Source organism: Flavobacterium sp. H4147 (assembly GCF_029360735.1).
Lineage (GTDB): Bacteria > Bacteroidota > Bacteroidia > Flavobacteriales > Flavobacteriaceae > Flavobacterium > Flavobacterium endoglycinae.
Map to the genome: position 1 here is coordinate 1421333 of NZ_JARKNB010000002.1, position 20045 is coordinate 1441377.

Here is a 20045-nt window from a genome sequence, read left to right on the forward strand (position 1 = left end):
CACCTTTAATCCACTACTCTTTTTAGAGCGCACCCATTTTTATACCTGCATCCGGTGGCTATATATATTTCTTATTCTGCAGATAAGTCTATGTACAGAAGAATTATTCTTGGCTAAAAAAAACAATCGGTTGTGTAAAATTAAATAAAAAAATATTCTATCCAAATTTAATTAGACTTTATATTAAGGATTTTTAAATCACAACCGATTGTACTTTGACTCAAAAAGATATTGGTTTACTATATTTATACCTTGCAAAAATTTCATCTTGCAATTGAATAAAAGCCGTGTAGAATTATGAGTAAAGTCTAGGTTTGAGTTTTAATTTTAGATTTTTTTTGAGGATTCTCGAACAAGTACTTCCGTATTAAGAAAAGTTATTTCTTTGACTTCTTCTTCTTTTAAAGATTCAATATTATCAATCACAATATTCGCTGCTGCTTTTCCCATTTTCTCAGCAGGATGCGTAATCGTCGAAATGTTAGGCTCGATTATCTCCGAAATAGGATCATTATTAAAACCAATTACAGCGAAATCATGAGGCACTTTAATACCTTTCTTTTTGGCGGTCTGTACGGCACTAACGGCAAGAAGATCACCTGGCGCAAAAAGTCCGTCAGGCGGCATTTTTAAACCAAATAACTTATTACAAGCTTTAACGCCGGCATCATAAGTCATGGATTTTAAATGTATTATCAATTCTTCTTTTAATGGTATATTGTGTTCAGCTAAGGCATCCATATAACCTCTTTTTCTTTCATTGTAAAGATTGCCGAATTCTGCACCAGCTGTCATGTGCGCAATTCTTTTACATCCTTGATCTATAAGGTGTTTGGTTGCTTTATATCCTGCTGTGTAATTATCAATTACAACTCTAAATGCATTAAAACCTTTAGGAACACGATCAACAAATACAAGAGGAATGTTGTTGTTTAAAAACTGCTCAAAGTGCGAAGTATCTTTTGTTTCCATTGCCAGCGAACAAATAACACCGCTTACTCTACTGCTGTAAAGCGATTTAGCCATGTTAACTTCATCTGCATACGAATCATGCGACTGCATAATAATGACTGAATAATTTGATTTTCTGGCCGCCACTTCAATTCCGCTAATTAATGATGACAAGAAGGGCTGTGTAATAGTAGGAATTAATACACCAATCGTTTTAGATTTGTTTCCTCTTAATCCCGCAGCCAAAGTATTTGGAACAAAACCCATTTCTTCAGCTGTTTTTTTCACTTTTTTAATCGTCTTATCACTAATACTAGGATGGTCTTTCAACGCTCGTGAAATTGTAGATGTAGCTAGATTAAGTCTCTCCGCAATATCATAAATAGTTATATGTCTATGTTCTTCCATTACTCTCTGAATTAATGGTAAATATACTATAATTTTAAAATGAGTAAATGCAACAATAAGCATTATTTTTAAAACTATATGCATAAAACTTATTAATAAAAAATGTAATACATAATTTTTACCCTAAAAAATAACAGATAAAATAAAATGAAAATTATTTTTTTGATTAAAATTTTCAAGTTATACATATTTTTTCTTTTCTTTACGCAATCGGTTGTATTCTTTTGCCGCTGCTAAAAAATTGTAAACTTCAAAATAAAAAATCATTCATATGAAAACAAAAAATATAAAATACCGGATTTTGATACTTATCTCATTTTGGTGTTCGGCACAAAATAAAGCAGTACAATATCCATTTCAGAATACTGATCTTACTTTTGAAGAACGAGTAGAAAATTTAGTCAGCCAATTAACACTAGAAGAAAAAGTAGCACAAATGTTAAATGCTGCCCCCGCAATTCCTCGACTTGGAATTCCTGCTTATGACTGGTGGAATGAAACGTTGCATGGTGTAGCCAGAACTCCTTTTAAAACAACCGTTTTTCCGCAGGCTATCGCAATGGCTGCAACTTTTGATAAAAATTCACTTTATAAAATGGCTGATTATTCTGCTTTAGAAGGCAGGGCAATTTACAATAAGGCCGTCGAACTTAATAGGACGAATGAGCGTTATCTTGGATTGACGTATTGGACTCCAAATATTAATATTTTTCGAGATCCAAGATGGGGACGCGGACAAGAAACTTATGGCGAAGATCCGTATCTTACGGCCACTTTAGGCGATGCGTTCGTAAGAGGGCTTCAAGGTGATGATCCTAAATATTTAAAAGCTGCGGCTTGTGCAAAACACTACGCTATTCACAGCGGACCAGAATCTTTACGCCACACTTTTGATGTTGATGTTACACCATACGAACTGTGGGATACCTACCTGCCTGCTTTTCAAAAATTAGTAACCAGCTCTAATGTGGCTGGAGTTATGTGCGCGTACAATGCGTTTAGAACGCAGCCTTGCTGTGCCAGCGACATTTTAATGACTGATATTTTGAGAAAACAATGGAAATTTACCGGATATGTCACATCTGACTGCTGGGCGATAGACGATTTTTTCAAAAACCACAAAACACATCCAGATGCAGAATCAGCTTCAGCAGATGCTGTGTATCACGGAACGGATGTAGATTGCGGAACTGATGCCTACAAATCTCTTGTCGCGGCTGTTAAAAATAGAAAAATTACCGAAGAACAGATTGATATTTCTGTAAAACGTCTTTTTATGATCCGCTTCAGACTGGGAATGTTTGACCCTGTTTCAATGGTTAAATATGCGCAGACTCCTTCTTCCGTTCTAGAATGCGATGCTCATAAAGATCATGCTTTAAAAATGGCGAGACAGTCTATTGTACTGCTTAAAAATGAGAAAAATACGCTGCCATTGAGCAAAAAACTGAAAAAGATCGTAGTACTAGGTCCAAACGCTGACAATTCAATTTCTATTCTTGGAAATTACAACGGAACTCCATCAAAATTAACCACCGTTTTAGAGGGAATCAAAGAAAAAGTAAGCCCAGAAACTGAAGTAGTTTATGAAAAAGCGGTCAATTTTACTAATGATACGTTACTGGTTTATAAAGATCTTAAGAATCACTATTTTTATGAAGGAAAACAAGGCTTTAAGGCAGAATATTTTAATAACACCACATTATCTGGCAAGCCTGAAATGACCAGAACAGAATCTGAAATTCATAATTTCTGGCAGGAAGGTGCAGTAGTTGCCGAAAATATTAAAGCCAATCATTTTTCGGCACGTTACACTACAAATTTTAAGGCTGATGAAAATGGTTTTATAACTTTTGAAATTCTTGCAGATGACGGTTATCGATTTATAATTGATGGAAAAGAAGTTATAAATGCATGGGACAAAAACCGCTGGGGAGAAAAAACCTATAAACTGCAAACCAAAAAAGACGCAGTCTATAAAATTGTGCTGGAATACTGGCAGGGAGAAGGAAAAGCCGAAGTATCTTTACAAACAGGAAATTTTGTAAAAACCGACTTCAATGCTTTAATCGAGCACCATAAAAACGCAGATGCCTTTATTTTTGCAGGAGGTATTTCACCTCAGCTGGAAGGTGAAGAAATGCCAGTGAATGCGCCTGGCTTTAATGGCGGAGATCGTACCTCTATTTTGCTGCCAGAAGTTCAGACCAACCTTTTAAAAGCACTCAAATCTTCAGGGAAACCAGTAGTTTTTCTAATGATGACAGGGAGCGCGATAGCCATACCTTGGGAAGCCGAAAATATTCCAGCAATACTTAATACTTGGTACGGAGGACAATCTGCGGGAACAGCCTCTGCAGATGTTATTTTTGGAGATTACAATCCGGCCGGCAGACTTCCTGTTACATTCTATAAAAACGATTCTGATTTACCTTCGTTTACTGATTATAAAATGGATAATAAAACGTATCGCTACTTTAAAGGCACTCCACTTTATGGATTTGGCTATGGACTTAGTTATACCGAATTTAAATACAGCGGGCTAAAAACTCCGCTTAAAATAAAAAAAGGGAAGCCAATCACTATATCAGTCAAAGTAACCAATACAGGAAAAAAAGAAGGAGAAGAGGTAGCACAATTGTATGTAATTAATCAAAATTCGGGAGTAAAAACACCATTAAAAGCACTGAAAGGATTTGAAAGATTTAACTTGAAACCTGGCGAAAATACTATTGTTAACTTTAATCTTTCTCCCGAAGACCTCTCTTTTGTAACAGAGGACGGAAGTTTAAAACAATATGCAGGAAAAGTTCAAATTGCAATTGGAGGCAGCCAGCCCGATGAAAAAAACGGAGTAAAAAACATTATAACAACCCAAATAGAAATTGAAGATTAAGGTTAAGACGGTATCATTAAATTCTCTTTTTATCAATTTCTAAAAATAAAATAGGCGGTTATTTTTACCGCCTATTTTTATATATTTTTATTCAGAAGTTTAAAATCCATAAACTCCACCTGAAACAGTGATTTTCTCACCTGTAATCCATCCAGATTCATCTGAGGCAAGAAATACTGCAACTTTTGAAATATCATCTGGCTGTCCTGTACGTCCAAGTGGTGTTTTGGAAACAAAACCAGCTTCTGCTTCGCTGCCAATAAATCCAGCACTATGTGCCCCTTCAGTTTCTACAATGCCTGGAAGAAGCGAATTGATACGAATATTTCTTCCTGAAAATTCTTTTGATAATGCAACCGTTAGAGCATCTAACGCTGTTTTAGTAGCCGAATATACAGAACCTGTAGGAAGTGGTGAATTACTAGCTCCTGAACTAATATTAATAATGTTACCTCCTTTATCACCAAAAAGTTTTAATGATTCCTGAATGGCAAAAATAGTCCCTAAAACATTTATATTAAAAGACTTGTGAAATGTTTCTGCCGATACTTGTTCGATTGGCTCATAAATATAAACACCTGCATTGTTTACCAAAACATCCAAAGTGCCAAAAGCATTTTTTGTTTCTTCAAAAACTCTTTTTACATCGGCTTCATTAGAAACATCTCCTTGTACGGCAATTGCAATTCCTCCCTTATCTGTTATTTCTTTAACAACTTTCTCTGCTCCTTCTTTACTTGAAGCATAATTTACCACAACTTTTGCCCCCTCTGCTGCAAAATATTTTGCAATTGACGCTCCTATTCCTTTTGATGCACCTGTAACTATTGCTGTTTTATTTTTTAATCTGCTCATTTTATATGTGATTTAAATGTGAAATGCAAAGCTATAGACATTTGATTTATTTTAGTAACTTTGTTACCAAAAGTAATAGTAACCACGAAGTAACAAAGTAACATTGTATGGAATGTAGTATGCTCATAAAACAACAGCACAAAAAAGAAATGATGGCTGTTCAAGACTCAATGGATGTTTTAAATGGGAAATGGAAAATCTCTATTTTATCCTCTATATGCTATTATAACAAAAGACGTTTTTCTGATATACTTACAGATGTAGAAGGCATTTCGAATAAAATGCTAAGTAAGGAATTAAAAGAATTGGAAACAAACAAACTCATAATACGTACTGTTTTAAACACACAGCCTATAACCGTACAATATGAACTTACTGAACATGGCTTAACGCTTAAAACATTAATAAAGAATTTAACAGATTGGGGAATTGCACACCGTAAAAAAATTACAGAACAACAATAATTACAAAACTAATTCTTCAAAAATAGGATCTTGTAAAAGTGCTGTATAAAGTGAATCCATTGAATGTTTAGAAGCATGCACCTGCCATTCTAAGGTAAGATGGTCTAAAGTACGACGCTGTCCTAAAAGCTTTGATTTTACAGAATGAACCTTAAACAATTCTTTGCATCTGTTGTAGCCATCATCTGTTCGCTTAAAAGTAATTCGAAGTGTTTTATGCTCACTAATTAAATCAATTTTATCCTGAAGAACAGTTAACAACGTAAGAATCAACAAAATCATTAATGCGGCACAAGCCGAAGCAAAATAATAACCCGCTCCTACTCCCATACTTACTGCCGCCACAGACCATATTGCAGCTGCTGTAGTAATACCGCTTACATGACTATCTGATCTAAAAATTACTCCCGCACAAAGGAATCCTAATCCAGTTACGATATTAGACGCTATTCGGTCTGGGTTTCCGGGTCCTCCTATCCATTCTGACATTAATGTAAAAAAACAGGCGCCCACAGAAATCATAATCGTAGTTCTAAGTCCTGCTGCTTTTCCTCTATATTCTCTTTCAGCTCCAATAAGAGCTCCCCAGAATGCCGCTAAAACAAGTCTGATAATAATTTCTAATTCCATTTAAAATTCTGGTATTTTTTCAAATAAAATTACATAAAAAAACACAAAAAAACCTTCAAAATCAAAGTGACTTTGAAGGTTTTACTATGTCTAGGATTCTACTTAATCAATTTATCAAGAACTATTTCTCTATGTTTGGCGCCCCATTGACTTAACTGACTCCAGATTGGTACTAACTCTTTTGCAATATCGGTCAACTCATAATCTACTCTTGGAGGAACTTCGGGGTGTACAGTTCTTTTTACTAATGCTTCTTTTTCCAACTCACGAAGCTGGAGCGTGAGCATACGTTCTGTAATACCATTTATTTGATCTCTCAATTCACCAAATCTCAATTTCCCATTTTCAAGTTTACAGAGAATAAGCAGTTTCCATCTGCCTCCAATTTTACATACCGCATAAGTTAGATTGCAGCTTTCCATAATATAACTTTCATTCAACATATTAGTTGAATTTTCTTTTCTTTTTCCCATTACTTACAAAATTGTTAGTACCACACATTTAGATGTGTACTACGCAAAATTAATGATTACACTATAAGTTTGCTGCCTATTTTAAAACAAATAACATGAATTTATCAGAACAAGTACATAAGACATTAGCTTTTATTGAAGACATTGAAGTTCCAAGAAATCTTACTGCATGGGAAACGGGAAGGATTTTTTACGAAAATTTTATTCCATTGGCAGGAGAAAAAGAAACGGTTTTCCAAATCGAAGAAAAAACGATATTACAAGATGATAATTCTATTCGACTACGAATTTATCGTCCGAATGACACAGAAAATCTTCCTGCCATTATTTATTTTCACGGAGGCTGGTTCAATGCCGGAAGTCTTGATTCTCATGATACACCATTACGTCAATTAACCAATGCTATACAGGCCACTATTATTTCAGTCGATTATAGACTTGCCCCCGAACATCCTTTCCCTTCTGGACTAAACGATTGCGAATTTGCTGTACAATGGATTATCGAGAATGCTTCTTCTCTTCATATCGATCCAGATAACATTTCTATTGCTGGAGATAGTGCAGGCGGTGCTTTAGCGGCTACAATTACTAGAAAATTCCGTAAAAAAATAAAAACGCAATTACTTATTTATCCGGTTACAGATAATTCTTTAGAAACAGCTTCTTGGAATGAATTTCAAAATGGTCCTTTATTAAATTTAGAGGGCGGTATTCAAGCCTGGAACTGGTATCTGCCAGCAATGGAAAACCAGAATAATCCTGATGCTATTCCTGTACTGGCAGATGATTTAGAGACATTGCCTCCAACATTTATAGCCGTTGCCGAATATGATCCTTTGAGAGATGAAGCAGTTCAATATGCTGAAAAACTGAAAGCAAATGAAGTAACTGTCAAGCTTAATTTATACGAAGGAACCACACATGGATTTTTTCAAATGGGCGGATTTATTGCAGAGGCGAAAGTTGTAATGCAGGACATGGTTGATTTTTTTAAAACATACAATTCTACAAAATGAAAAAATACGCTTACATAGGATGTTTAGGATTTATAGCCGTTATCACTACCGAGTTTGGTGTTATTGGCATTTTACCTCAAATTGCAGAACACTACCATATTTCTATTGACAGAGCCGGAATGCTCCTTAGTGCATTTGCTTTGGTCATTGCATTGACGGGGCCATTTATGACTTTATTCGTTTCGGGTTTTGATCGCAAAAAAATAATGATAACGGCAATCTCCATTTTTCTTCTTACCGGAATTATATCATCATTTTCACCTCCTTTTTGGCTATTAATGCTAGTACGGATATTGCCTGCATTTTTACAGCCTGTTTATATTGCCACGGCTTTATCTGTAGCCGTTTCAAAAGGAGATAAAAAGAATGAAAACGAACTAATGAGTATTGTTTTCAGCGGGGTAGCAATTGCAATGGTTTCAACCGTTCCATTTGCAACTTGGCTCGCTAGTAAATTGTCTTGGGAATATTCATTTGTTATTCAATCTATTGTTAGTCTTATTGCTTTATTTATTGTTTATTTTTTCCTTCAGAATATCCCTGTAAGAGAGAAAAAATCTTATGGCAGTCAGTTAAAAATATTGAAACAGCCCACATTTATTATTAGTACCGCTATGAATTTTTTTATGATCTCAGCATGGTTTTCAACTTACAGTTATTTTGCCGAATATCTTAACAAAGCCAAAGGTATGGATAACACAATGGTTAGTTATATGCTGCTTTTATTTGGCATTGTCGGAATTATCGCCAATCGGGTTTCGGGAAAAATGTTGAACAAAAACATCACCAATACAACCGCATTGTTTTTGTCTGGCACTATTCTCATTCCGATATTTTTGCATTTTTCAGGAACCAATACCATAGCTGTAATGTTCGTTATTGCATTATGGGGATTTTTATATTCGCCAAGTTTTTTAAATGCTTCCACCTATATGATTTCATCAGCTCCCAATTCTTTAGAATTTGCCAATAGTCTTGCTACTTCATTCGGAAATATGGGAATTACATTAGGAACAACAATTGGAGGATGGATTATAGCTACAAAAGGTGTTCAATACACGCCTTGGCTTACTCTTGTTTTTGGCATATTGGCATTTTCAATGATAATCATTCGAAGATATTTGGAGAAAAGAAGTACATCCCTTCAAAATAAGATTGTCTAAATCTATTTGATTACTGAATAAAACAAAAAACCTCCAAAATCAAAATTTGATTCTGAAGGTTTTTTTTATTGTATCTAAAACTCTTATTTATATTCTTTTTCTTTCTGGGCATACCAATCTTTCATGACATAAAAAGCTTTCTTTTTTATTCCCTGATCTGAAATTAATCCTTTACGATTAAAGAAATCCTGAATGTTTGGCAATTGTCTTCTTGGGGATCTAAAATCGACTAAAATCCAAGGTGAAACTCCGGCAAGACCTTCAATGCGGTTGAACATCTGTGTGTTTTGAATGTAAAGTTCTTCCTGATATTCTTCGTTCCAGCGTTCTTTTTTATCGCCATGAAGACCTTGTAATGCTTCACCGCCAAACTCGCTGATGATAACAGGTTTATTATACGGAATTACCCATTGCATGTCTTTACAAGATTCGTTTGTTCCTCTGTACCAACCTAAATATTGGTTAAAACTCACAATGTCTACATATTCATTCATATTGTCATGAAGTGTATTGATATTATTTGGACTTTTGGTAACTTCCATCGCCATACTGATTAAACGAGAATTATCCTGAGTGCGCGCGTATTTTGCTAATTTGCTTAGGAAAACATCTCGATCATCGCCATGTGGAGTTTCATTGGCAATTGACCAAATCACGATACCGCAGCGGTTTTTATCTCTGTAAATCATATCGTGCAATTGGTGTTCTGCATTGGCATATGTATCTGGATTTGTCCAAGAAATCGTCCAATAAACGGGAACTTCTGACCAAATCATTAATCCCATTTTTTCGGCTTCTCTCACCATATTTTCGTTGTGCGGGTAATGCGCCAAACGAACATAATTACAGCCCAATTCTTTTGCCCAAGTCAGTAAAGTAATTGCATCTTGCTCAGACCATGCTCTTCCTGATCTGAAAGGTGCTTCTTCGTGAATACTGATACCGCGCAAAAAGACTTTTTTTCCGTTTAACAGAATTTCTTTTCCTTTGGTTTCAATGGTTCTAAAACCAATTTTATCGGTAATATTTTCATCTGCTTTACTGATGGTTATATCGTATAATTTTGGATTTTCAGGCGTCCACAAAACTGGATTGGCTTTGATTTCGAAATACGCCATTCCTTTTTCATCAGTAGTAATGTTCTTCTTGATTTTTAATTCTGGTATTGATACTGAAACCGATTGATTTCCACTTTCACTATTCAATTTTATCCAACCAGAAATTTTACCTTTTTCTTTTTTATCCAATTGAACCAAATAATCTTCGATATACGTATTTGGAATTTGCGCTAGAGTCACATCTCTGGTGATGCCGCCGTAATTCCACCAATCCATGTTTACCGTTGGCACATTGTCTTTATGACGTTTATTGTCGACTTTTACGACTACAAAGTTGTTTCCGTCGACTAATAAATCGGTTACATCAAAATTGAAAGGTGTATAACCGCCCACGTGAGTTCCTGCCATTTTTCCGTTTACATAGACTTTCGCATCATAATTGACTGCTCCGAAATGCAGAATCCCTTTGGTTTTAGCATCTTTTTTATAATTAAAGTCTTTCTGAAACCAAACTGTTCCTTCGTAAAAGAACAGTCTTTCGTCTTTAGAATTCCAATCAGACGGAATATCCATTGTGGCAGAAGTCGCGAAATTGTATTCGGTTAAATCTGTGGTGTTCCATTTTTTATTTTCGAAAAATCCGTTGTTTTTAAAAGGCATTAAACGGTAATCGTAATATCCATTTTCCAGCGGATCTACGATATAACTCCATTTTCCATTTAACGTAATGTTGTTTCTAGCTGAAATATTAGCCACTAATGGAATTTCCTGTGCTATTGTTTTCCCCATCAGCAGAAAAGTACAACACAGCATTACAATTTTTTTCATATTCGTTTTATTTTTAATTATCTGTAATTAAATTTTAACACAAAGAGACATAGGATTTTCTTGTGTATAAAGGCGTTTCACTTTCTTAAATCAACATAGCTAAATTTTATCTGCTGATCTGCTAAATCTGCTAGAAAAATTATTCGCATTCAGATTTAACATATCAACAGATTTTTAATTTTTAATTTTTAATTTCTAATTTTTAATTCTTTTTATCAAAATAACGTGTTAGCTCGTAGGCATTGTCGTTAATCACTTTCATCTCTTTTAGTAAAGGCTGATATGGTTCGAAATTACTGTTTACAATTCCTTTGTTCGAATCTCTGTTCGAATAATCGGTGCTTAAATCCTGCGGATCGTTATCCATATATTTGAACCAATGCCAGCCTACGCTGTTTTTATTTTTCAGCAAATCCAAAGTGAAATTTTGGTAAAAAAGTCCTCTTTCTTTTTGTGTTCGAACCAGCCATCCTGCACCTGTATTATTCGGCAATCCTGAATCTTCTCCTTTGGTATACCATTCTGTAATTAAAAAGGGTTTTCCCGACCATTCTCCCCAATTGTTCATCAATTCCTGATTGGGTTCCCATTTTCTGTAATGATTGATGGAAATAATATCCATATATTTTCCAGCTACTTTAAAAATCTCAGGATTGGTCAATTCTTGTTCTTTATCCTGATTGAAACGGCATCCTAAATACATGTGATTGGGATCTTCTTTTTTAAGGGCTTCCGTTACTTTTTTCATGTAGGTTTCAAAATAAAAAGCTGTAAATGCCATTCGGTCTTCCTGCGTAATATCCGAAACTGAAGCATTAAATCCTTTTCGCTGATCGAACCATTCTTTTGCCGCTAAATATCCCTGCTCATCTTTGGCCAATAAAGTTAAATGTTTATCTAATGCGTCGTTGTACCACGGAAGCTCATTATCTGTAAAATAACCCATCAAATACTTATCATTTTTGTATTGCGAAACTTCTTTTACTGCTTTTTGAACATAAGAATCGAATTCTTTATCAAAAACCATAACCAAATCAAAACGGTAATTCTGCCAGCTGGCTTCTTTGTATTTTCCTCCGTATTTTTTAATATGATCCGAATGATACATTGCCATTGGCGAAATAATCACGGTATAAACCAGTGGATTTTCGGCATTACGGATCAAGTTCACATTCGACCACGCTCCTACACCGTTGAATCCGTTATCGCGAAGTAATTTTGATTCTTGCTTTACCCAATTTTCATTGCTTCCGTATTTTTTATCAAATGCTTTCTGCTGATTTACAGAATGTCCCGCATTGAAAACTGCAATCCCTTTGTAAATAAACGGATATCCTTCTGGATCAATAATCCACCATCTATTGTCTACTTTTTCAGTTCTAAAAAATCCTGTCGCTTCTTTTTTCCAAACTTTAAAACCTCCGTAAATCGAAGTTGGTTCTGATTTTTTCGTTTTAAATCCAGGCAGTTTGTCAATGGTTTTGGCATCGTAAGCTACCCATTTTGGATCTAATGCATTTTGTCTGGCTTCGACTTTTTGATACGTAATTTTATTCTGTGCATGTAATGAAATCAGGCTTATAAAACAGAACAATACATAAATGGAATGTTTCATTAAATTCGTTTTTTAATTATTTTTTGAGGAAATCTTTGTGTTTAATTTTAACACATAGAAACATAGATTTTCCTTGTGCTTAAAAGGCGTTTCACTTACATGAATACACATAAGTTCTATCCATGAGAAATGTGTTTCTCTTAAATCTCTTTTTTACAGATTATTAATCTATGTTTCTATGTGTTAGAAAATTTTATTTAGATAAATAGATATGATCGATATCGAAAGTGTAATTGTTTAAAGATCTTACGTCTTCTGGATCAACACTTCTTAATACTAAAATGTCTTTGATTTTGGTTAAATCTAAAAGCGGATTTTGTTTTTTATAATCTGCAATTGGAATTTTAACCATATTCCAAGCTCCGTCTCTTTTTAATCCGTACAAATTGCCTGTGGAGTTAAATTCAACATAACCTGTATTAGAGGCATCTTTCATTCTAAATCTGATTTTTCCTGTACTGGTTGTTCTTACTGCCATATTGATATAGGTGTAAGATGAAATATCGGTAAAGTTTACAAACTGCAGAATTGCCATTGCCCATTTTGCTTCTGCTGCTGGCGGTGTTGCTGGAAGAGAGAAGTTTCTATAAGCGCCTTCATAACCATCAGCCGCCACTTCTTTTATAACAAACTGATTGCTCGAAACCCAGTTTAAAACAGGAGCTGTTTTGGTAAAATCAGGATTTTCAGAATAGATTTTTAGAGCATCCGCTGGAACAACAATTGGCGGCGTTGGCGGCGCTTCAACCTCAACGGTAAAAGTTTTCTTTTGGATGGTATTATCAGTATGTATTATCTCTAAAGTTGTGGTAAATGTTCCTGCTTTGGTATATTTTACTTCAACAGTCGGCTCGATAGAAGCTCCCGGAGAACCACCTTGAAAGGTCCATTTTATAGCGCGTACTTTTGTTGATGCATCGGTATAGGTTACGGTTTCCCCTCCTTTAATGGAAGTATTTGTTGAAGTGGCATTTAGTTCTCCTTTTTTATAAAGATAGACTTCGCGCACGTCATCTTCACAGGAAAACAAAACAGCAAAAAGTACGAAAAACAAATATTTTAATCTAGCGATATGATTTAGTTTTATGGTCATGATTTTGTTTTTTTTTGGTTAATTTTTTTGGAAGAGAGGAAAGAGTAAAGAAAAAAGAGAAAAGACTTTCTAAAAAATCTTGCTTCTTGCTTCTTTCCTCTACAAAATCTCTCTACTTCAATCCATCTAAAAATCCTTGATAAGCAGGTTTTTTGTTATAATCAGCATCTAACAGCAGCGGATATTCTTTGGAGTGCCAGAAGCTTGTCAGCCACGTGTATTTGTCGGTTACTCCCCATGTTGAAATCGCGAATTTTTGAGTTTGGGGCAAGTCTTCGTACATCGATACAATGTATTTGTAGGTTTCGGCTTGTTTTTGATTTTCCGCATCATTAAAGACATACGAATCTGATTTACCAGTGTTGACTTTGATATCCAATTCTGAAATATGAATCAGCAATCCCGTTGAAGCCAAATCGGTAAATCCGGTTTTCATGGTTTGTCTGTTGGTATCTGTAGCGTAGTGAAACTGATCTCCTAAACCGTCAATAGGTACTCCGTTTGCTTTGAATCTGGTTACCATTTTTTTAATTGCTGTTCTTTTTCCAGCATCCAGAACTACACTGTAATCATTGTAGAATAATTTTGCATCAGGATCTGCTGCTTTTGCGTAGCGGAAACATCTTCCATAAAATCCGATTGGGTCTTTAAACAGGGAATTGATTACGGTTTCATTTCGCATAGCGCCACCATCGGCAAAAATTTCATTTACGACGTCCCAGCTTTTTACTTTTCCTTTGTAACGCCCCACAACATCAGTAATATAAACTTTGACTTTGGCTTCAAAAGCAATCGAATCGTATTGGGCTTTTTTAAACCATTCTGGAAACGAATCGTACCAAACCAAAGTATGTCCGTGAACTTCCATATTATTGTCTTTTGCAAAACCTACTAAATAATCTGCCGCAGTGTAATTGTATGTTGTCGATGAAGACCAGATGCTGGCCATTTTCATTTCGAATTCAGCCGTTATTTGATTGTAATGTTTTAAAACTGCATTTTTATAATTGGCTTCGTTTTGCAAATCTTTCATTTTAACCGCAGCTCCAATTTTAAATTTGGATTTTTCTTTTAAAGTCTGCGTAATTGGGTTTGGATTTCCAGAATCGCCTTCATCTGCGTATTTTAAAACTACTTTTTCGTCGTTGCTGCAAGAAGCAAACATTAAAGCGGTGAGTGCTCCTAAAATATATTGTTTCATCATGTTATCTTTTTAAATCCGGAAGTCAGATCAGGATTCCAACTTCCGGATGGGTTATTACTAACTTTAACCTTAACTTTTTGTCTCTTTTTAAACACATAAGAACATAGATTTTGAAAACTTTATAAAGGCGTTTTACTTTCATTAATTCACATAGCAAAAACTATGTTGAAGAAATTTGTTTCTCTTTAGAAATCTTTTAATTAGAAAAAATCTATGTTTCTATGTGTTAGAAAATTTAGTTGTAACCAACATTAAATCCAGCTGGTTTTCCCATCAAATCAATTTGTGATTGTGGAATTGGCATGTTTACCATTGCTGGAGTCATTCTTAAAGGTACTTCACCCGAAATAGTTCCAGATGGACTTGAACGGAAATATAAATTTTGTCTTTCAACCAAAAGTCCTAATCTTTTCAGCAGAAACCATCTGTTGTTTTCAAAAGCCAATTCTCTTGCTGATTCGTCTAAATAATTGTTTAAAGTCCACGATGTTAAATCAAAAGTGGTTACAGTACTTTCTGGGTTTCCTGTATAACCTCTTCTTCTTACTTTATTTAAATAGGCCAGCGCTTTGGTATCATTTCCTAAATTATGATGTGCTTCTGATGCCAGTAAATACGTTTCTGCCAATCTGTAATACATATAATCTTTGTAACTGTTGGAAGTCATTGGCAGTTTTTCAGTATCATGGTATTTTTTCAAACTCCAGTGCCAAGCTCTGTAATTTCCGTTTGGTGCTGCAATTGCCGGATTGGTAATAGGCTGTCCGAATCTTGGATTACTTGGAACATTGATTTTATAATCCTGATAATTATCTGAATAATAATAGGTTTTAAATCGTAAATCATTGGTTTGGTCGTAAAGTGATTTCAGGTAATTGTTTGGATAAAACCATCCTAAAGCCTGACCACCGTAAGCTACATCTTGAACCAATTCATTGGCATTTAATTCATAAGTTCTGTGTGTAAAAACACTGCTTAACCAAGAGCCGCCGCCGCCGGCTAAATCATCACTTGGCCCTAATAAAAAGTCTTTTTGATAGGTAAAAAGAGATTCTTTATGATTTCCATTTTGTCCCCAAACATCAGCAAGTGCTACTAAACCGTGTGTTCCGTCGTTAATAATGGCATCAAATTGAGCAGCAGCTTCTGCCCAGTCTTCCTGCCATAAAGCGCTTTTTCCGCGAATGTGTCTCGCAACGCCCTGACCATAACGTCCCGGATCTACTTTAAAAGGAAGATTGGCAATAGCGTAATCTAAATCGGTATCGATTAATCGGTATACATCTGCGTCGCTGGCTACTTTGTATTCAACCGGATCGTTGATATTTTCAGGAGTTGTCGGAATAGTATCGATAAGGATTCCGCCATACATTTGTTTTAGGTCCAGATATAATTCACCTCTTATCACTCTTGCCTGTGCTACTAATCTTTTTTTGGCATTTTCATCCATTTTGATATTCCTAGCCGATGTAATAATAGCCGAACATCTGTCGATGATTTTATAACCTTGAATCCATTTTGAACCTGTAAATGACTGCGGATTATGTCCGGTTCCGTAAGGTGTATTCCATGTTCTGTGCAGTCCTAAATCGGTGGCAACCATAAAGAACACATTGGCCCACAAATCGCTGTTATCGCCTGAAGGCAGGTTGTAATAACGCATTTGGTTGTAAAGTGCATTTACTCCTACTTCTAATCCTGCAGGAGAATTGTAGATATAGTCTACAGAAACCTGATCTTTTACGTTTTCTTCCAGAAAATCTTCGCATGAAGTAAGTCCTAAAGAAAGTCCGAATATCAAAACAAATAGAAAATTTATATTTTTCATGATCTTGTTATTTTTATTTTATTGAATGTCTTAAACTGTGTTATTAGAAACCTACTTGTAAGCCTATAACACAAGTGACTGGTTCTGGATAATCGCCTATTTCTTTTTCTGGGCTGTACGATTGGTAATCCGTTAAAGTGACTAAGTTGCTTCCGGTTACATACAACCTCATATTACTCAATCCTAATGATTTAAGCGTGTTTTCAGGAAATTTGAATCCAACAGAAACGTTTTGCAAACGAATGTATGAGGCGTCTTGTAATCCTAACGTATTGATATATGGCGGATCGTTTCCGTCTCTTGGTCTCGGCCAGTTTCCACCCGGATTTTCAGGTGTCCAATAGTCTTGTTTAATACCATTTTTTACTCCTCTTAATGAACCTCCGTGAACATAATCGTACAAGAACAAGTTATCTCTGGTAACGCCTTGAACAGTATAAATATCTGCCGAGAAATCAAATTGTTTGTATTCTAAAGCCAATGAAAAGGTTCCGAACCAATCAGGCATTTTTGAAGTGATAATTCTATCCTGATCTGGATTTGGATTAGCTCCATTTGACGGATCGGCATCATATAATTTGATATCTCCTGGATATAAAGTAGTTCCTGTAACAATTGGAATTGTTTCTCCTTCTTGATAAATTCCGACTGCTTTGTAGCGGTAATACACATCGATTGGTTTTCCTATAAACCAGAGGTTTCCAACGGCATCATCTTCTCTTCCATCTCCGTTTGCATCTTTACCATAAATGCTTACAATGCTGTTTTTGTTTTTAGTGAAAGTGGCTCCTACATTTAATCTGAAATCTTTCTTTTTGATCAAATCACTATTTAAGGTAATTTCCAAACCTTTATTGTTTACTTTACCAATATTGGACAATTTCGTGGTATAGCCAGTGTTGGCATTTAAGGTTTCGTAAATCAATAAATCTGAAGTGTCGGTATTATAAACCTCAACTGTTCCTGTTAATCTGTTTTTGAAAAGACCAAAATCAGCAGCAAGGTTTAATTGCGTTGAAGTTTCCCAGCGTAAATCTGGATTTGATAATTGTGATCCCGGCACATATCCAGAAACTTTTACTCCGTTTATAATGTAATCTCTCTGTACTGCTGTTGCCATACTTTGATACGGATCTTTCGGCTGGTTTCCTACTTTACCATAACTGGCTCTTAATTTGAAATTGCTGATAACTGGAAGATGTTCTTTTATGAATTCTTCATTAGAAACATTCCAAGCCGCATTTACCGCAGGAAAGAATCCCCATTTATTATTTTTTCCAAATACTGAAGATCCATCGGCTCTTCCTGAAACGGTGAAATAATATTTGCTGTCAAAATCATATTCTAATTTTCCTGCGAAAGAAATAAGTGATCTTTCATTTCCTCCAATTAATGGTGTATTTAAGAAGGCACTTTCTAGGCCGTAAATTCCTAATATATCGCTTGGGATTCTGCTTGCTGAGTTTTCAAATTCATTGTATTCTGATGATGTAATTTCGTAAACTCCAGTAGCGTTAAAATGATTTTTGTCTGCCAGCTTAAAGTTGTAATTCAAAATATTACTCAATTGATATTCTACATTGTCTTTAAAAGTAATACGTCCGCTTCCTTGTCCAGAATTGGCAATTCCGGCAAGTGATTTTGAAGAATTGAAAGACATTGCTTTGTAATTCCAAGATCTGCGGCTGGCATTTAATTTATAGGTAAAACCTTTTAATAAATTAATATCTAGAAATACATTCATGATATCATTTCGGTTTAACTCATTGGTATTGGTTTCATAAATATCGATCAGTGGATTTGGTGTTTCCTGAATACCTCCTGGCAAATGACGAAACGTACCATCATCGTTGTAGATTTTTCCAAGCGGCGATGTGTTGATGGCATTGTTTAAGATGTTCCCAACGTTTGGTCTGTCTGATTCTGAATACTGAAGCGAAACATTCATACCTACTTTCAGCCAATCAGTAATTCGCTGATCAACATTTACTCTCATGGCTACTTTTTCGAAATCAGAATTTGGAATTACTCCTTGCGTATTAATGTAGTTGATACTTGAAAAAATACTTGTTTTTTCGGTACCAGATGAAATACTAACACTATGATTATTGGTTACTCCTGTTCTTAAAACATATTTTTCCCAGTCAATGTATTTTCCTGATTTAACCGATTCAAGTTCAAGCGGTGAAAAAACCTGTTCGTCTGGTCTGTAAACTCCACCGTTACTGGTTCTGTAGGCTTCTCTTTTTAATTGTGCAAATTCTTCTCCGCTGTAAATGTCAAAATTTCTATTGATGGTCTGTACACCAGAGAAACCGTTGTAAGCGATTTTTGCTTTTCCCGTTTTTCCTCTTTTTGTGGTAATTAAAATCACTCCGTTTGAAGCTCTTGCTCCATAAATAGATTGTGCAGCGGCATCTTTTAGAATTTCTAAAGAAGCAATATCGTTGGCATTGATGTCATTGATATTTCCAATTACCACACCATCTGCAATTACGATTGGTTCGTTGCTTCCGTTAATCGATTTTTTCCCTCTAATCTGGATTGAAGATGAACTTCCCGGGCCTCCATCGGCTAATGAAACTTGAACTCCGGCAGCTTTTCCTCTAAGCATTTCTCCAACATCTGAAGTCGCCACTTTTGTCATGTCGCCTGGTTTAACCGAAACTACAGAACTAATTACGTCGCTTTTCTTTTTGGTTCCGTAGCCTACAACGATGATTTCGTCTAATGCCTGAGAACTGGCTTTTAGTACGACTTTTAGGTTTTTCTTGTTTTCTGTGTCAACAGCAACTTCATCCATCCCGATGAAGGAAAAAACAAGCGTACTTTTTGGCGCAGTGCTAATGCTGAAATTCCCGTCGAAATCAGTCTGGGTTCCTTTTGTACTTCCTTTTACATGCACGTTTACTCCTGGTAATGGGAGACCTGCATTGTCAACTACTTTTCCGGAAATGGTACTTTCCTGTGCATTCACATTTGAAGCGAGAATAAACAGAAAAAACATTAAAATTAATCGTAGATAATTTCCACCAAGAAAAAGAATCTTTTCGGGTTTGTTGTTTTTCATTGTTAATTTTTTTGGTTAGTTAATTTATAAAGTCATGTGATTATTGGTTGCAAAAATGACTAATAAATGAGGTTACCAAGGGAGGTGAATATTCGTTTTTAGGGGTGTCGATGTGTTTCTTTCAATATTTCAACCCTTTAAAAACAGTATTCGTAATAAAAACCTAAAAAATTACGATGTAGTTATTTTGGAATTTAACCGCAAAGTCCGCAGAGTTTTTTTGCCACTGATTATTAGGATGAAATGATTTTTATTTCACGCAGATTTTGAAAAGATTTTTTTTATTTATGTGAAATATATTTATTAGATATTAGTTTTCTCCCGCAGATTTGGCAGATTAAACAGATTTTTTAGCTTTATTTATAAAACATCTTCTCAGATTTTTTATAAAGTAGAAAATCCGCTAGATCTGCCAAATCTGCGGGAGAAAAATTAGAATCAGTTAATCTGTGGCCAAAAAATGAAAAGTCCGCAAAGCTTTTATTAAACTTTG

General features: G+C 35.2%; 14 protein-coding genes. 4 read left to right on the plus strand and 10 right to left on the minus strand.

All coding sequences use genetic code 11. From position 1 onward, the window contains the following. Positions 1-327: 327 nt before the first annotated feature. The gene (locus P2W75_RS13950; RefSeq protein WP_276380920.1) at positions 328-1359 is read right to left on the minus strand and encodes a LacI family DNA-binding transcriptional regulator; all 1032 of its coding nucleotides are present in this window, start codon (positions 1357-1359) and stop codon (positions 328-330) included. Between the two features lie 271 nt (positions 1360-1630). Between P2W75_RS13950 and P2W75_RS13955 the strand changes: the two genes are divergently transcribed. Beyond that, positions 1631-4255, plus strand: a complete 2625-nt coding sequence (locus tag P2W75_RS13955; protein WP_276380921.1) for a glycoside hydrolase family 3 C-terminal domain-containing protein — start codon at positions 1631-1633, stop codon at positions 4253-4255. A 99-nt stretch (positions 4256-4354) separates the two neighbouring features. Here the strand turns inward: P2W75_RS13955 and P2W75_RS13960 are convergent, their stop codons facing one another. Further along, positions 4355-5110 carry an SDR family NAD(P)-dependent oxidoreductase gene (locus P2W75_RS13960; protein ID WP_276380922.1) on the minus strand — a complete coding sequence of 252 codons (756 nt, stop codon included), beginning with the start codon at positions 5108-5110 and terminating at the stop codon, positions 4355-4357. 107 nt (positions 5111-5217) lie between these two features. On the opposite strand from P2W75_RS13960, the gene P2W75_RS13965 reads away from it, so the two are divergent. After that, on the plus strand, positions 5218-5574 hold the full coding sequence (locus P2W75_RS13965; RefSeq protein ID WP_239023244.1) for a helix-turn-helix domain-containing protein: 357 nt from the start codon (positions 5218-5220) through the stop codon (positions 5572-5574). Here P2W75_RS13965 and P2W75_RS13970 read toward each other — a convergent pair whose 3' ends face one another. Both P2W75_RS13970 and P2W75_RS13975 read right to left on the minus strand, forming a co-directional pair. Continuing rightward, positions 5575-6204, minus strand: a complete 630-nt coding sequence (locus P2W75_RS13970) for an MgtC/SapB family protein (RefSeq protein WP_276380923.1) — start codon at positions 6202-6204, stop codon at positions 5575-5577. 98 nt (positions 6205-6302) lie between these two features. Then, complete coding sequence (locus tag P2W75_RS13975) at positions 6303-6677, minus strand: helix-turn-helix domain-containing protein (protein ID WP_207297363.1); 375 nt, start codon at positions 6675-6677, stop codon at positions 6303-6305. A gap of 95 nt (positions 6678-6772) precedes the next feature. Here P2W75_RS13975 and P2W75_RS13980 point away from each other — a divergent pair, with 95 nt between their 5' ends. Together P2W75_RS13980 and P2W75_RS13985 are read left to right on the plus strand one after the other, a co-directional pair. Continuing rightward, positions 6773-7693 (plus strand): alpha/beta hydrolase, encoded by a 921-nt coding sequence (locus P2W75_RS13980; protein WP_276380924.1) that lies wholly within the window; start codon positions 6773-6775, stop codon positions 7691-7693. Further along, a complete protein-coding gene (locus P2W75_RS13985) occupies positions 7690-8856 on the plus strand; it encodes an MFS transporter (RefSeq protein ID WP_276380925.1) in 1167 nt (388 codons plus the stop codon). The genes P2W75_RS13980 and P2W75_RS13985 overlap by 4 nt, the downstream gene beginning before the upstream one ends. Positions 8857-8939: 83 nt before the next feature. On the opposite strand, the gene P2W75_RS13990 is transcribed toward P2W75_RS13985, so the two are convergent. From P2W75_RS13990 to P2W75_RS14015, 6 genes are all read right to left on the minus strand, one after another. After that, a complete protein-coding gene (locus P2W75_RS13990; protein ID WP_276380926.1) occupies positions 8940-10742 on the minus strand; it encodes a glycoside hydrolase family 2 protein in 1803 nt (600 codons plus the stop codon). A 202-nt stretch (positions 10743-10944) separates the two neighbouring features. Continuing rightward, entirely contained in the window at positions 10945-12357 is a 1413-nt protein-coding gene (locus tag P2W75_RS13995) for a hypothetical protein (protein ID WP_276380927.1), read from the minus strand. Between the two features lie 193 nt (positions 12358-12550). Beyond that, entirely contained in the window at positions 12551-13450 is a 900-nt protein-coding gene (locus P2W75_RS14000) for a PKD domain-containing protein (protein WP_276380928.1), read from the minus strand. Positions 13451-13562: 112 nt separating this feature from the next. Further along, positions 13563-14654, minus strand: a complete 1092-nt coding sequence (locus P2W75_RS14005) for an endo-1,4-beta-xylanase (RefSeq protein ID WP_276380929.1) — start codon at positions 14652-14654, stop codon at positions 13563-13565. Between the two features lie 235 nt (positions 14655-14889). Continuing rightward, the gene (locus P2W75_RS14010; RefSeq protein ID WP_276380930.1) at positions 14890-16482 is read right to left on the minus strand and encodes a RagB/SusD family nutrient uptake outer membrane protein; all 1593 of its coding nucleotides are present in this window, start codon (positions 16480-16482) and stop codon (positions 14890-14892) included. A gap of 43 nt (positions 16483-16525) precedes the next feature. Beyond that, positions 16526-19552 (minus strand): TonB-dependent receptor, encoded by a 3027-nt coding sequence (locus P2W75_RS14015; protein WP_276380931.1) that lies wholly within the window; start codon positions 19550-19552, stop codon positions 16526-16528. Positions 19553-20045: the final 493 nt, after the last annotated feature.

Excerpts from the sequence above, each read along its gene's own strand:
- P2W75_RS13950 (WP_276380920.1), bottom strand. The coding sequence starts at position 1,359 with ATGGAAGAACATAGACATATAACTATTTATGATATTGCGGAGAGACTT.
- P2W75_RS13955 (WP_276380921.1), top strand. The coding sequence starts at position 1,631 with ATGAAAACAAAAAATATAAAATACCGGATTTTGATACTTATCTCATTT.
- P2W75_RS13960 (WP_276380922.1), bottom strand. The coding sequence starts at position 5,110 with ATGAGCAGATTAAAAAATAAAACAGCAATAGTTACAGGTGCATCAAAA.
- P2W75_RS13965 (WP_239023244.1), top strand. The coding sequence starts at position 5,218 with ATGGAATGTAGTATGCTCATAAAACAACAGCACAAAAAAGAAATGATG.
- P2W75_RS13970 (WP_276380923.1), bottom strand. The coding sequence starts at position 6,204 with ATGGAATTAGAAATTATTATCAGACTTGTTTTAGCGGCATTCTGGGGA.
- P2W75_RS13975 (WP_207297363.1), bottom strand. The coding sequence starts at position 6,677 with ATGGGAAAAAGAAAAGAAAATTCAACTAATATGTTGAATGAAAGTTAT.
- P2W75_RS13980 (WP_276380924.1), top strand. The coding sequence starts at position 6,773 with ATGAATTTATCAGAACAAGTACATAAGACATTAGCTTTTATTGAAGAC.
- P2W75_RS13985 (WP_276380925.1), top strand. The coding sequence starts at position 7,690 with ATGAAAAAATACGCTTACATAGGATGTTTAGGATTTATAGCCGTTATC.
- P2W75_RS13990 (WP_276380926.1), bottom strand. The coding sequence starts at position 10,742 with ATGAAAAAAATTGTAATGCTGTGTTGTACTTTTCTGCTGATGGGGAAA.
- P2W75_RS13995 (WP_276380927.1), bottom strand. The coding sequence starts at position 12,357 with ATGAAACATTCCATTTATGTATTGTTCTGTTTTATAAGCCTGATTTCA.
- P2W75_RS14000 (WP_276380928.1), bottom strand. The coding sequence starts at position 13,450 with ATGACCATAAAACTAAATCATATCGCTAGATTAAAATATTTGTTTTTC.
- P2W75_RS14005 (WP_276380929.1), bottom strand. The coding sequence starts at position 14,654 with ATGATGAAACAATATATTTTAGGAGCACTCACCGCTTTAATGTTTGCT.
- P2W75_RS14010 (WP_276380930.1), bottom strand. The coding sequence starts at position 16,482 with ATGAAAAATATAAATTTTCTATTTGTTTTGATATTCGGACTTTCTTTA.
- P2W75_RS14015 (WP_276380931.1), bottom strand. The coding sequence starts at position 19,552 with ATGAAAAACAACAAACCCGAAAAGATTCTTTTTCTTGGTGGAAATTAT.